This window comes from Comamonas sp. F1-6 (assembly GCF_039581415.1).
Classification (GTDB): Bacteria; Pseudomonadota; Gammaproteobacteria; order Burkholderiales; family Burkholderiaceae_C; genus Comamonas; species Comamonas thiooxydans.
Genome location: NZ_JBCPWN010000010.1, coordinates 63,564 through 76,057, shown reverse-complemented (window position 1 = coordinate 76,057; position 12,494 = coordinate 63,564). Strand labels below are relative to the sequence as shown.

The following is a 12,494-nucleotide window of genomic DNA, read 5'->3' as shown; positions in this document are numbered from 1 at the left end:
TTTTTTATTCCAGCACCCTGAATGTTCAGGCCAGGGCCTTGAACTCCAGAGCCATGCCCGACTGCTCGCTTGCATATTGCGTCAGATTGGCAAAGAACTCGCCAGCACCCTTGGTGTCCAGCCAGACTTTCTTGTCTTCGTCAAAGCGATAGTGAAAGCCGCCTGCCTTGGCCGCCAGCCAGATTTCATGCAGGGGTTTTTGCTGGTTGATGACAATCTGGCTGCGATTGGCAAACACCAAAGTCACCATGCCGCCCACACGCTGGGCATCAAGGTCCGCATCGGTTTCGTCATTGATGCGATCACAGCATTGCTCCACAGCCAGCAGAAGTTGGTCGGCGCGATCCAGATATTCGAGGTCAGTCATTACAATTTGCCCATGTTGAAAGCCAACCAAATTTTAGTCAGGAGCATTGCCCTTGCGGCTTGTGCGGCGTCCCTGGCAGCACTTTCCGCCTGCGGGCAAAAAGGCCCGCTCTATCTGCCTACAGATCCTGCGGCGCAGGGTCGCGCCACGCTGCCCGAAACGCTGGGCATTTCCACCAAGCCTTCCAGCGCAGCAACACCTGCAACGAAAGCCACGCCGATAGAGGCCAACGAGATTCCCCAGACCGATGCCAAGCCCTGAGGCTTGATGCACATCAACATGGCGCCCGGACTTACTCTCTAGAGTGATGGCATCTTGTCCTTTGACAAACTGCCATGTCCATTGAGCTCTATCGCGACAAAAACCACGTCTGTCTGATGTTCACCGACCTCATCGAGGAGGACGGTCAGGCGATTCAGGCCAACCAGTTCCTGATCGTGGACAACGGCACGGGCGCCATCATTGATCCCGGTGGCAACCTGGCTTTCAACGAGCTGTTCATGGGCATGTCGCGGCATTTCCCGCCGCAAAAGCTCGCCTATCTGATTGCCTCACATGCCGACCCGGACATCATCGCCTCGCTGGATCGCTGGATGAGCAGCACGCGCGCACAACTGGTCATCTCGCGCATCTGGGAGCGCTTTGCACCGCACTTCACCAAGGTGGGCAAAACGGAAAACCGCGTCATTGGCGTACCTGACTCGGGCGGACGCCTGCCTCTGGGCCACAGCGAGCTGGTGCTGCTGCCCGCGCATTTTCTCCATGCCGAGGGCAACTTCCACTTCTACGACCCCATCAGCAAGATTCTGTTCACGGGCGACCTGGGCGTCTCTCTGACCACCGGCGCAGAAGCGCAGAAGCCCGTCACCGACCTCGCCCCGCATATTGCACGCATGGAAGGCTTTCACCGCCGCTACATGGTCTCCAACAAGATTTTGAGACTATGGGTGCAGATGGCACGGCAGTTGCCCATAGACATGATTGTTCCCCAGCATGGCGCTCCCATCATGGGCAAACAGGCGATTGGCGACCTGTTCAACTGGCTCGAAGGCCTGCAATGCGGAATCGACCTGTTCGACCAGCGCGCTTACCAGCTTCCTTCGGCAGAGATCGACCCGATCTCGCGTCAGGTACGTCCACCGCTGCGCGCCGTGGCAGGTTGATTGCTTCTGAGTGCACGCAGCACTCGCCAGCCGAGCAAGCTACCGAGAATGGCTGCATAGACGGCCACCTCGCCAAAATTGTTCTTGCCGGCGCGCATCCAGAAAAAATGCAGCAAGGCCAGCGGCACCGCCACATAGACTGCTCGGTGCAGCCATTGCCAGCGCTTGCCGCCCAGAGCCCTGAGCATGAACTTTGGCGAGGTGACGGCCAGCACCAGCAGCAGCAGCCAGGTGCTGAAACCCACCAAGATGAACGGGCGCTTGGGAATATCGGCCACGATATCGCCCCAGTCCAGCCCCATGTCGAACCAGGCATAGCAAAGCAGGTGCAGACAGGCGTAGAAGAACACATACAGGCCCAGCATGCGCCGGTAACGCACCAGCAGATTCCAGCCGCTGATCTGGCGCAGCGGCGTCACCGCCAGCACGATGCAGAGAAAACGCAGGGTCCAGTCGCCCGTGCTGCGCAGCAGGGCTTCGGCCGGATTGGCCCCCAGCCCGTCGGTGAACGCCGCATAGAACAGCCATGCACAAGGCAGCAGGCACAGCATGAAGACCAGTGGCTTGGCCCAGGGCTTGAGCAACCAGGCCTGCATCAGTAGAACTTCTTCAGGTCCATGCCCGCATACAGCGACGCCACCTGATCGCCATAGCCGTTGAACAGCAGAGTCTTGCGGCGCTTGGCAAACAGCCCGCCCTCACCGATGCGCCGCTCGGTGGCCTGGCTCCAGCGCGGGTGGTCGACCTCGGGATTCACATTCGAATAAAAGCCGTACTCGTTGCGTGCCGCCTTGTTCCAGGCGGTGCCTGGCTCCTTGTCGGTCAGGCGGATCGCCACCAGCGACTTGGCGCTCTTGAAACCATACTTCCAGGGCACGACCAGGCGCAGCGGCGCACCATTCTGATTGGGCAGTACCTCGCCATACATGCCGAAGGCCAGCAGCGTCAGCGGGTGCATGGCCTCATCCAGCCGCAAGCCTTCGGTATAGGGCCAGTCCAGCACGCCGCTTCTGAGCCCGGGCATCTGGGCCTTGTCGGCCAGGGTGACGAACTCCACATACCTGGCGCCGGAGAGCGGCTGCACTTTCTTGAGCAGTTCGGACAACGAGTAGCCCACCCAGGGGATGACCATGGACCAGCCCTCCACGCAGCGCAGGCGGTAGATGCGCTCTTCCATGGACGCGAGCTTGAGCAGGCTTTCGATGTCCAGGGTCTGTGGCTTCTGCACCAGGCCTTCTATGCGCACCGTCCAGGGCCGGGTCTTGAGCGTGTGTGCATTGCGTGCGGGCTCGTCCTTGTCGAGCCCGAACTCGTAGTAGTTGTTGTAGCTGGTCACGTCCTGGTAGCTGGTGGTCGCCTCCACGGTCATGGCGCCGGCCACCTTGCTGGCCACGCCCTTCAGGGCGGGTAGATGCACGCGATCGGCCGCAGCCAGCGCATCGCGGCCGGCCCAGCCGGCCAAGGTGGCGCCCGCCGCCCCCATGACCAGGGTCTGCAGAAAGTCCCGGCGCTGCAGGTATTGGGTCTGAGGCGTGATCTCGCTGCCCAGTGGATGCTCGAAGCCTTGGTTGCTGTGACGAATCAGCATAGGAATGCTCCCAAACGACAATCAAGAGTAGTGCGATTTGGAAGCCCTCTGCGTCAGCAAAGTTCCCCCGAAGTGCTTAATAAAAAAGGAGCTGCTTGCGCTTGATGATCAAGGGATTCAGAGTATTTTCCATCTGAAATCCTTATTCAATCAGCGCAAGCAGCTCCTGTTTTTTGGAGTGCTTGTTACGCGGCCTACAGCTCGCCGTAGCTGTGCAGGCCCGACAGGAACATGTTCACGCCCAGGAAGGCAAAGGTGGTGACGGCCAGACCCGCCAGCGCCCACCAGGCAGACACCGTGCCGCGAAGACCCTTCATCAGGCGCATATGCAGCCAGGCCGCATAGTTGAGCCAGACGATCAGCGCCCAGGTTTCCTTGGGGTCCCAGCTCCAGTAGCCGCCCCAGGCCTCGGCCGCCCACAGAGCGCCGAGCACGGTGGCGATGGTGAAGAAGGCAAAGCCCACGGCGATGGCCTTGTACATCACGTCGTCCAGAATCTCGAACGAGGGCAGACGGGCCGCAATGCGCTTGCGCGAGAGCAGGATGCCGGCCACGATCAGGGCCGAGATGCCGAAGTACACCATCCAGTAGCTGCCGCCGTTCTCGGTCGCGCCCTTGCGAAAGACGATGGGCTCGAAGCACAGCACCACGCCCAGCAGCCACAGCGGCGCAAGCTTGTACCACTTGGTCTCGGTGGCCTGCTGCTTGATCAGATAGGCAAACGCCACCATGGCAGACAGCGCAAACGTGCCGTAGCCTATGAAGTTGGCGGGCACATGCAGCTTCATCCACCAGCTCTTGAGAGCCGGCACCAGAGGCTGAATCTCATGGGCCTGGCGCACCAGCGTGTACCAGAGCAGAAAGCCCACGGCCGCGCTGACCACCAGCATCACAAAGCCGCCCAGGGCACGCGTGTCGTAATGCTGCTCGTAGTACAGATAGAAGATGGCCGTCATCCAGCAGAACATGACGAACACTTCATAGAGATTGCTGACGGGGATATGGCCGATGTCCGGGCCCAGCAGATAGCTCTCGTACCAGCGCACCATGGTGCCGATCAACGCCATGGCGACAGCCAGCCAGGCCAGGCGCGAGCCCAGCAGCGACATGACCGAGCGCTCGCCCTTGGCAAACACGCCTATCCAGTAGAACGCCGTGCTGATGAAGAACACCATGCTCATCCACAGGATGGCGGACTGGCTGGAGAGGAAGTACTTCAGGCCGAAGACAGTCTCCGACCGTGCCAGTTCGCCGCCATCTCCTCCCTGGTACAGACCGATGGCCATCAGCGAGAAGCCGGCCACGGTCAGCATCAGCACCGCCAGCGGGCGCCAGAACCAGCCCATCCAGATCATGGCCGGGATGGTCGCCAGCAAAATACCCTTCTCATACACATCCATATAGGCGGCGTAGCGCTGCAGCGCATAGCCCAGGCCCACGGCCACCACGACCGCGAACAACCAGTCAAACCAGTTGCGGCGGGCGAAATAGCCTTCGTTCAGAGTCAATGTCGTGGTTGCGGTGTTCATACAGAACCTCCGGGAGTCTTCTTTTGTAAGGGCTTGGCCCCGATCAGCTTGTCGGCCAGCATGACGAACTCGCGGTCGCCATCCATGGTCTTGCGGTTGGTGGACAAGGCCATGTTCGCATGGCTGCCATCATTCGCAGGGGTCAGCCAGATCCAGATGCGGCGGTCACGCACGTACAGCATGGCAAAAACGCCGATGATCAGGAAGAGGCAACCCAGGTAAACAATGTTTTTACCAGGGGCACGCGCCACCTGAAACACGCTTGCCTGGACCTGCTTGAAGTCCTGCAGCATGAAGACAACGGGTGCCGGATAGAACTGCGCGTCGCTGAGCGAGAACACCGATTGCGTCATGAAGGCCTGGGTCTTCTCGTCGTTCTCGAAAGGCTTGAGCCCCGCCTGCTGGCGCACCTGCTGAGCCAGCTCGAACAGCACGCCGTTGAGAATCCGCACCAGCACCTCGCCGGCGCGCTCGCGCTCGGCCTCGGGCACATTGCTGTCCATGAAGTCCGATATCGCCTGCAGGCCACCGAGCTGACGGCCGTCGGGAGCCTTGAGCTTGACGTCCTGACCGGCAAACAGCTCCAGCGCCTTGAGAGCGGACTGCGTCAGCGGCTCGGCCAGCTCGGGTTTGGAGACATCGACCGCCCGCTGCACATAGGCGCGCGCCGCCTTCTCGGCCTGGGCCTTGTTCTGCATGGCCTGGCGCAGCTGCATGAAGGTGTTCATCGTGCCCTCAGGATCGGCAGGCACGCGCAGATAGCGCATCTGGTCGGCCTGATTCTCACGCACGCCAAGCAGGAAGACAGGCTGGCCCTCGCCCGTGTCAACGGGCAGCATATAGTTCTGGAACTCGCGCGCCTGACCCGAGGCATCGCGCAGCTTGTAGCCCACGCTGGGGCCGATATTGCGCAAATCCTTTTTGTCCGTGGTCTTGTGGGCAGCGCCCAGACGCTCGTCGATAGCCTGCTTCAGATCGACCTTGCGCACATCGGTGCCGGCACCGCCCTTGTCCTGGCCGCCGAAGTTCTCCACATTGATGGTGCGCAGCGCCGTGTACTCCAGCGTCACCTTGTCCTGCTGGCCATCGGCCAGCTTGCGCACGAACTCGGTGGAGTTGCCGATCACGCCCTCCACGTCGAAAGGCTGGGAGACGCCGTCCATGGGCACGGCATGCAGCTTGACGCTGGAGCCGCCGTCATCGAAGCTGCTCTGGTAGATCTCTATGCCCTTGTAGCTGGCCGGATGGTTCACTTCCACGCGCTTTTCCAGCTTCTCGCCGGTGGCGCGGTCATGAATCACTATATCGCTGGCAAACAGCTTGGGCATGCCGGTGGAGTAGTACTCCACGATGAATTTCTTGAGTTCCACCGAAAATGGCAGATCTTGCAGCAAGATGCCATCCGATTGATTCAGGATCGCAGTACCGGACTGCGTGCCTTCGGACACCATGAGGTTGCCGCGGAAGGTCGGGTTCTTGATCGACAGACGATGCTCGGGCGCCACGTCCGAGATCATGCCGCCGCCGGTATAAGGCGTTTTGCCGCCCAGTAGCATCTGGGCCCGCACGATGAGATCGCCGTCAAACAGCCCGCCAATGCAGATCAGCACGATCGCGCAATGAGCGGCGATATAGCCCAGCTTGTTGGCCGCACCGGCCTTGGCTGCCAGCATCCAGCCGGTACCGGGCCCGGCCGCCGTATCGCGCTGCTGCATCTTGACCTTCCAGCCGCCAGACACCAGTTGCTGGCCGATGCGCTTGGCCGCCTCTTCGGTGCTGCCAGCCACATCCGCCTCGGCGCGATGGTGGAAGGCCTTGAGGCTTTGCTCGCGGAGGTTCTCCTTGTAGTTGCGGATGTCGGCCAGATATTTGGGAGCATGGCGGCTCACGCACAACGAGGTGCTGATGACCAGGAAGGCCAGAATCAGCAGAAACCACCAGGCGCTGTAGACCGCATTGAGCTTCAGCGCCAGAAACAGCTGCGCCCAGAAGGGACCGAACTGGTTGACATAGTTGACCAGCGGTTCATGTTGCTTGAGCACCGTGCCGATGACCGATGCGATGCAGATCACTGTGAGCAGTGAAATCGCAAAGCGCATGGAGGCCAGCAACTCCAGAGTCGCGCGCACTGCCTGTGAGCGAGAGGAGTCACGATCGCGAAGTGGAAGGTCTGACATGAGGATGAGATAGAGCCGAACGCAAAAAGGCGGGCCATCTGCTGAACTAGCCGATGGGCCCGCCTGACTTGGGGGGTGCCAGATGCCTGAAAGTTCCCGGAGTCACCCGCGCATCTGATGAAAAGGATTTTTAACGCAAGCCAGCTATATAGTCTGCCACGGCCTTGATTTCGCGATCATTAAGCTTGGCAGCAACCTGGGCCATGGGAATGCTATTGCTGCGCTTGCCGTCGCGGAAGTCCGTCAACGACTTCACGGTGTATTCCGCATGCTGACCCGACAGACGCGGGTACTGGGCCGGAATGCCGGAGCCGTTGGGACTGTGGCAGCTCGCGCAGGCGGCAATCTGGCGCTCCTGAATGCCACCGCGGTAAATGCGTTCACCCAGGGCGATGGAGTCCTTGTCCTTGGAGAAGCCGTTCTTGGGTGCCTGGGTATGCAGCCAGGCCGCAATGTTCTGCATATCGCCATCGCTGAGCGTGGCAGCGAAGCCCTTCATCACCGGGTCGTTGCGCTTGCCATCCTTGAACTCGCGCAGCTGCTTGACCAGATACTCGGGGTGCTGGCCTGCCAGCTTGGGCTGCAGGGGAATGGTGGAATTGCCGTCTGCGGCGTGACAGGCGGCGCAAACCGCCCCATAACTGGCTTGCCCTTTGGCAGCATCCGCCTTCACAGGTGTTTCTCCCGCCGAAAATGCGGGGAAGGCAGGTGCTGCGAAAATGGCAGCAGTCAGCAAAGAGGCAAGCAACTTCATATCAAGGGGCTGGGTCTATTGTTGAGAGCGCGAATCCGTCAAATTCTACAATGGGCCTCCCTGAAATAGTTACCGTCATGACCCATGCTTCCCCGGATACCACTGCCGGAAAAACACTTTCTTTGATCGACAGCAAGCTTGCGATGGGCTGGATGCACACCGCGCGCTTTTTCACGACCGCGGCCCAGCTCAACCAGCTGCCCAAGGTCGACGTTCCCGAGATTGCCTTCGTTGGCCGCTCCAACGCCGGCAAGTCCACCGCCATCAATACGCTGACCCAGCAAAAGCAGCTGGCTTTCGCTTCCAAGAAGCCCGGCCGTACCCAGCACATCAACCTGTTTGCGCTGGGCAAGCAGGGCGTGACCGACGCCGTGCTGGCCGACCTGCCCGGCTATGGCTACGCTGCCGTCTCCCGCACCGACAAGGAGCGCTGGCAGCGCGTCATGCTCAACTATCTGATGAGCCGCGAAAGCCTCTCCGCCGTGGTGCTGCTGTGCGACCCGCGCCTGGGCCTGACCGAACTCGACGAAGCCCTGCTGGATGCCATCCGCCCACGCGTGGAGCAAGGCCTGAAGTTCCTCATCGTGCTGACCAAGGCCGACAAGCTGACCCGCGCCGAGCAGGCCAAGATCCTGTCCATCACCAAGCTCAATGCGGGCGGTGGCGAGGTGCGTCTGTTCTCTGCCCTCAAAAAGCAGGGCGTGGACGATGTGGCCCAGTTGCTGTGGCACTGGTGCCACCCCGAGGGGTTGTCCCAGGCAGGTTTGCCCCAGGCGGGAATGCCCCAGGCGGCTCCCGTCACCCAAGCGACGCCCGCAGACGAGACACCTGCGCAAAATCAGCCATAGGCGCTTATCTTGTAAGCGCCAGGAGCTACAAAAAGGAGAGCTTCATGGTCATGACTTGCATGCATACCCTGTCCACAGGGATTGAACTGGAATGCCGCACCAGCGGCGAGCCGGGTCAGCCCCTGTTGCTGTTTCTGCACGGCTTTCCCGAAGGAGCCTTCATCTGGGATGGGCTGCTTGAGCAATTCGGCAACCGCTACCGCTGCGTGGCGCCCAATCTGCGCGGCTATGGCCGCTCCAGCCAGCCCACGGCCATCAGTGACTACCGTGCCAAATATCTGGTGGAGGATCTTGCCGCCCTGATTGCGCTGGAGAGTCGTGACAAGCGCGCTGCCTGCGTGATTGCCCATGATTGGGGCGGTGCCGTGGCCTGGGGTCTGGCCAACCGCTACCCCCAGCAGCTTGAGCGGCTGCTCATACTCAACTCCCCGCATCCCGGCAGCTTCTTGCGCGAACTTCAGTCCAACCCTGTGCAGCAGTCCGCCAGCCAGTACATGCATTTTCTGCGCCGGCCCGACGCCCCCGAGCTGCTGGCCGAAAACGGCTGGCAGCGCATGCTGGGATTCTTTCAGAACCCCGACGGCAGCATGCCCGCATGGTTGACGCCCGAGCGTCAGCAGCAATACCGCGAGCATTGGGATCTGGGCGTGCACGGCGCCTGCATGTTCTACGCTGCCAGCCCGCTGGTGCCCCCCCGACCCGGCGGCAGCGCCGATGAGCTGCAGGACATTCGCGAGCTCAGCCTGCCCGATGAAATGCTGCACATCCCTGTGCCGGTGCGCATTCTCTGGGGCGATAGTGACCTGGCACTGCAGCCCGCCCTGCTGCATGGGCTGGAGCAATGGGTGCCGCAGCTGGAGCTAGAGCATCTCCGGGGCTGCAGCCACTGGGTGGTCCACGAGAGGCCGGAGGCCGTGCAGCGCGCTCTGGCGGAGTTTCTTTCAGCGCCAGCTCGCTCCTGAAAAGGAAGCCTCTGGCGCCCATGCCATCAGGCATGGAAACGATTTAACGTCTATTTCCCGGAGTACAGCGATGGCTCGCCATCGGGGCGCGTCTTGAAGCGTTTGTGCACCCAGTAATACTGCGGCACCATGGTCATGATGGCGGCCTGCAGCTCGCGGTTCATGCGGGCGGTGTCGGCCACATGGTCGTCAGTCGGGAAGTTCTCCCAGGCCGGCGTCAGCTCGGCCACATAGCCTTCAGGCGTCATGCGGTTGTAGAGCGCCACCACCTTGGCCTTGCCCAGACGCGCAAAGCGCGAAAGCGAGGGAATCGTGGCCGTGTTTTCCACCGCAAAAAAGGGCACGAACACCGAATCGTTCTTGCCATAGTCCATATCGGGCAGCAGATACAGCAGCCCGCCCTTGCGCAGGCACTGGATGATGGGCTTGACGCCATCGGCACGATTGAGCATCTTCACATTGCCGAAGCGCTGACGGCCATTCATGAACCAGGCATCCAGGTCCGGATCGGGATTGGTGGCAAAGATGGAGGTGAACTCGCGCTCGGTATTGAGCGGCAGGGCCAGGCCACCGGCATCCATGCTGTAGAAATGCGGTGCGAAGACGATGGTGGGCGTATCGCCCTCCAGTTCATGCGTGGCCCCGACCAGCTTGACACGGCTGCGCACCAGCTCCTCGGAGCCGAACCACAACCAGCTTCTGTCGAGAAAAGTCTGGCAAAAGACTTCAAAAGACTCTTTCGCCCAGGCTTTGCGCTGCGCCTCAGGCACATCGGGAAAGCACAGCTCGAAATTGCGCAGCGCGATGCGCCGGCGCTGGCCCGCCACCACAAACAGCACACGCCCCACAAACTTGCCCAGGCCACGTAGCAGGGGTAGGGGCAGCTTGGCCAGCACATGCATGAAGCCGATGGCGATCTTGCTGGCGCTCATGCCTTCTCCCCCGAGAGTTGCTTGTCTTCACGCGGCTGCTTGTAGCGGCCATAGCCCCACAGGTATTGCTGCGGAGACTGGCGAATGGTGGTTTCCATGGCGTGATTGATCAGCGCCACGGTGGCTTCCAGCGATTGAGATTCGGGCACAGGCAATTCCTCTAGATACAGCGTGTAGCCCCGCCCCCAGGACTTGCGCTCGCACCGCGCCACGATGACCGTGGCCCCGGTTTGCAGCACCAGACGTGCCGCCAATGTCATCGTATACGCATCACGGCCGAAAAAAGGCGACCAGATGCCCAGACCGTTGGGCGGCACCTGATCGGGCAGCAGCCCCACAGCCGCCCCCTGGCGCAGCGCCTTGATCATCTGACGCACACCCGCGAGGGTGGTGGGAACGGCCTGAACGCCAGGACGATTGCGCGCGGTTTCCAGAATTTCGGCCAGCCAGCCCTGGCGTGCGGGGCGGTAAAGCACGGTGATTGCGCCATGCCGATCCGACCAGCGCCGCGCCGCAGCCTGCACGGACATCTCGAAGCAACCCAGATGTGGCGTGAGAAACACAATGCCCTTGCCACGCGCATAGGCCTTCTCGGCCACGGCTCCATTGACGATATCGCAATCCGGCAACTGGCCCAGCCAGATGCGCGGCATCTCGAACACCATGCGACCCGCATGTCCCACTGCAGCCCTGACCTGGGCAAATGCATAGCCAGCCTGGGCGGCGTTGGCCGCAAATCGGCGCCGATAGGTGGGAGATAGCGCCCAGGTCACCCACCCCATGGCAGCGCCAAGGCCATGCAATAGCCATAAAGGCAGTGCAGCAAACAGTCGAAACAGGGAAGGCATTAGAATAGCGGGGTCGCTGAGTTAAAGAGCAACTTGCAGGGCGACGTAAAAACAAAACTGCTAAAGCGTTCGCCAGACTTCGAAGCTCGGGCAACGCAATTGCCCAAGCTACAAGGAGTTATATCAATGGCGAACAGCGATTTTCTGTTTACCTCGGAATCGGTTTCTGAAGGCCACCCCGACAAGGTTGCCGACCAGATCTCTGACGCGATTCTGGACGCTATTTTCACCCAAGACCCGCACAGCCGCGTGGCTGCCGAGACACTGACCAACACCGGTCTGGTGGTATTGGCCGGTGAAATCACCACCGGTGCGAATGTGGACTACATCCAGGTCGCACGCGACACCATCAAGCGCATCGGCTACGACAACACCGAATACGGCATCGACTACAAGGGTTGCTCTGTACTCGTCGCCTACGACAAGCAAAGCCAGGACATTGCCCAGGGCGTGGACAAGGCCAGCGATGACGAGCTGAATACCGGCGCTGGCGACCAGGGCCTGATGTTCGGCTACGCCTGTGACGAAACACCCGAGCTGATGCCAGCGCCCATCTATTACGCGCACCGCCTGATGGAACGCCAGGCCCAGCTGCGCAAGGATGGCCGTCTGCCTTTCCTGCGCCCCGACGCCAAGAGCCAGGTGACCCTGCGCTATGTGGATGGCAAGCCCCACAGCATCGACACCGTGGTGCTGTCCACCCAGCACAGCCCCGATCAGTCGGAAACGGCAACCAAGATGAAGGCATCTTTCACCGAAGCCATCATTGAGGAAATCATCAAGCCCGTGCTGCCTTCGGCCTGGCTGCAAGAGACCAAGTACCTGATCAACCCCACGGGCCGCTTCGTCGTGGGCGGCCCTCAGGGTGACTGCGGCCTGACCGGCCGCAAGATCATTGTGGACACCTACGGCGGTGCCTGCCCCCATGGCGGCGGCGCCTTCTCCGGCAAGGACCCAACCAAGGTGGACCGCTCGGCCGCCTACGCCGCCCGCTATGTGGCCAAGAACGTGGTGGCCGCCGGTCTGGCGCGCCAGTGCCAGGTGCAGGTCGCTTACGCCATCGGCGTGGCCCGCCCCATGAACATCACCGTGTACACCGAAGGCACGGGCGTGATTCCCGATGCGGAAATCGCCAAGCTGGTGGCTGCGCATTTCGACCTGCGCCCCAAGGGCATCATCCAGATGCTGGATCTGCTGCGCCCCATCTACAGCAAGACTGCAGCTTACGGTCACTTCGGCCGCGAAGAGCCCGAGTTCACCTGGGAACGCACCGACAAGGCAGCCCTGCTGCGCGCCGCCGCAGGTCTGAAGTGATTCGGACACCCA

Annotated in this window: 13 protein-coding genes; 5 read left to right on the top strand and 8 right to left on the bottom strand. The window is 61.3% G+C overall.

Annotated features, from left to right (window positions below):
• Positions 1–25: 25 nt before the first annotated feature.
• Positions 26–367, bottom strand: coding sequence for an iron donor protein CyaY (gene cyaY, locus AAIL66_RS12410; protein WP_003061987.1), 342 nt, complete (start codon positions 365–367; stop codon positions 26–28).
• Positions 368–379: 12 nt separating this feature from the next.
• On the opposite strand from cyaY, the gene AAIL66_RS12405 reads away from it, so the two are divergent.
• Positions 380–628: a lipoprotein gene (locus tag AAIL66_RS12405; protein ID WP_034357410.1), complete on the top strand. Its 249-nt coding sequence runs from the start codon at positions 380–382 to the stop codon at positions 626–628.
• Between the two features lie 74 nt (positions 629–702).
• A complete protein-coding gene (locus AAIL66_RS12400) occupies positions 703–1,530 on the top strand; it encodes an MBL fold metallo-hydrolase (RefSeq protein WP_059439788.1) in 828 nt (275 codons plus the stop codon).
• Here AAIL66_RS12400 and AAIL66_RS12395 read toward each other — a convergent pair.
• From AAIL66_RS12395 to AAIL66_RS12375, 5 genes are all read right to left on the bottom strand, one after another.
• Entirely contained in the window at positions 1,494–2,126 is a 633-nt protein-coding gene (locus AAIL66_RS12395) for a protein-methionine-sulfoxide reductase heme-binding subunit MsrQ (RefSeq protein WP_012837034.1), read from the bottom strand. The two genes, AAIL66_RS12400 and AAIL66_RS12395, sit on opposite strands and share 37 nt — an antisense overlap.
• Positions 2,126–3,118, bottom strand: a complete 993-nt coding sequence (gene msrP, locus AAIL66_RS12390; RefSeq protein ID WP_343496862.1) for a protein-methionine-sulfoxide reductase catalytic subunit MsrP — start codon at positions 3,116–3,118, stop codon at positions 2,126–2,128. The genes AAIL66_RS12395 and msrP overlap by 1 nt, the downstream gene beginning before the upstream one ends.
• 194 nt (positions 3,119–3,312) lie before the next feature.
• Positions 3,313–4,647, bottom strand: coding sequence for a c-type cytochrome biogenesis protein CcsB (gene ccsB / locus AAIL66_RS12385; RefSeq protein ID WP_003058739.1), 1,335 nt, complete (start codon positions 4,645–4,647; stop codon positions 3,313–3,315).
• The gene (locus tag AAIL66_RS12380; RefSeq protein WP_034390597.1) at positions 4,644–6,824 is read right to left on the bottom strand and encodes a cytochrome c biogenesis protein ResB; all 2,181 of its coding nucleotides are present in this window, start codon (positions 6,822–6,824) and stop codon (positions 4,644–4,646) included. Before AAIL66_RS12380 ends, ccsB begins: the two co-directional genes overlap by 4 nt.
• 130 nt (positions 6,825–6,954) lie before the next feature.
• On the bottom strand, positions 6,955–7,578 hold the full coding sequence (locus AAIL66_RS12375; protein WP_034357400.1) for a c-type cytochrome: 624 nt from the start codon (positions 7,576–7,578) through the stop codon (positions 6,955–6,957).
• A gap of 77 nt (positions 7,579–7,655) precedes the next feature.
• On the opposite strand from AAIL66_RS12375, the gene yihA reads away from it, so the two are divergent.
• Both yihA and AAIL66_RS12365 read left to right on the top strand, forming a co-directional pair.
• Positions 7,656–8,426: a ribosome biogenesis GTP-binding protein YihA/YsxC gene (gene yihA / locus AAIL66_RS12370; RefSeq protein WP_034409060.1), complete on the top strand. Its 771-nt coding sequence runs from the start codon at positions 7,656–7,658 to the stop codon at positions 8,424–8,426.
• A 44-nt stretch (positions 8,427–8,470) separates the two neighbouring features.
• Positions 8,471–9,388, top strand: a complete 918-nt coding sequence (locus AAIL66_RS12365; RefSeq protein WP_343496861.1) for an alpha/beta fold hydrolase — start codon at positions 8,471–8,473, stop codon at positions 9,386–9,388.
• A gap of 50 nt (positions 9,389–9,438) precedes the next feature.
• Here AAIL66_RS12365 and AAIL66_RS12360 read toward each other — a convergent pair whose 3' ends face one another.
• Positions 9,439–10,320 carry a lipid A biosynthesis acyltransferase gene (locus tag AAIL66_RS12360; protein WP_034381516.1) on the bottom strand — a complete coding sequence of 294 codons (882 nt, stop codon included), beginning with the start codon at positions 10,318–10,320 and terminating at the stop codon, positions 9,439–9,441.
• Positions 10,317–11,168 (bottom strand): lysophospholipid acyltransferase family protein, encoded by an 852-nt coding sequence (locus tag AAIL66_RS12355; RefSeq protein WP_034381514.1) that lies wholly within the window; start codon positions 11,166–11,168, stop codon positions 10,317–10,319. The genes AAIL66_RS12360 and AAIL66_RS12355 overlap by 4 nt, the downstream gene beginning before the upstream one ends.
• Positions 11,169–11,294: 126 nt before the next feature.
• On the opposite strand from AAIL66_RS12355, the gene metK reads away from it, so the two are divergent.
• Positions 11,295–12,482 carry a methionine adenosyltransferase gene (gene metK, locus AAIL66_RS12350; RefSeq protein WP_034357390.1) on the top strand — a complete coding sequence of 396 codons (1,188 nt, stop codon included), beginning with the start codon at positions 11,295–11,297 and terminating at the stop codon, positions 12,480–12,482.
• Positions 12,483–12,494 lie beyond the last annotated feature (12 nt).

Bases quoted from the DNA above. Each gene is read 5' to 3' on its own strand.
- AAIL66_RS12380 (WP_034390597.1), bottom strand. From the start codon at position 6,824: ATGTCAGACCTTCCACTTCGCGATCGTGACTCCTCTCGCTCACAGGCA.
- AAIL66_RS12365 (WP_343496861.1), top strand. From the start codon at position 8,471: ATGGTCATGACTTGCATGCATACCCTGTCCACAGGGATTGAACTGGAA.
- AAIL66_RS12400 (WP_059439788.1), top strand. From the start codon at position 703: ATGTCCATTGAGCTCTATCGCGACAAAAACCACGTCTGTCTGATGTTC.
- yihA (WP_034409060.1), top strand. From the start codon at position 7,656: ATGACCCATGCTTCCCCGGATACCACTGCCGGAAAAACACTTTCTTTG.
- ccsB (WP_003058739.1), bottom strand. From the start codon at position 4,647: ATGAACACCGCAACCACGACATTGACTCTGAACGAAGGCTATTTCGCC.
- AAIL66_RS12405 (WP_034357410.1), top strand. From the start codon at position 380: ATGTTGAAAGCCAACCAAATTTTAGTCAGGAGCATTGCCCTTGCGGCT.
- AAIL66_RS12375 (WP_034357400.1), bottom strand. From the start codon at position 7,578: ATGAAGTTGCTTGCCTCTTTGCTGACTGCTGCCATTTTCGCAGCACCT.
- AAIL66_RS12395 (WP_012837034.1), bottom strand. From the start codon at position 2,126: ATGCAGGCCTGGTTGCTCAAGCCCTGGGCCAAGCCACTGGTCTTCATG.
- cyaY (WP_003061987.1), bottom strand. From the start codon at position 367: ATGACTGACCTCGAATATCTGGATCGCGCCGACCAACTTCTGCTGGCT.
- msrP (WP_343496862.1), bottom strand. From the start codon at position 3,118: ATGCTGATTCGTCACAGCAACCAAGGCTTCGAGCATCCACTGGGCAGC.
- AAIL66_RS12360 (WP_034381516.1), bottom strand. From the start codon at position 10,320: ATGAGCGCCAGCAAGATCGCCATCGGCTTCATGCATGTGCTGGCCAAG.
- AAIL66_RS12355 (WP_034381514.1), bottom strand. From the start codon at position 11,168: ATGCCTTCCCTGTTTCGACTGTTTGCTGCACTGCCTTTATGGCTATTG.
- metK (WP_034357390.1), top strand. From the start codon at position 11,295: ATGGCGAACAGCGATTTTCTGTTTACCTCGGAATCGGTTTCTGAAGGC.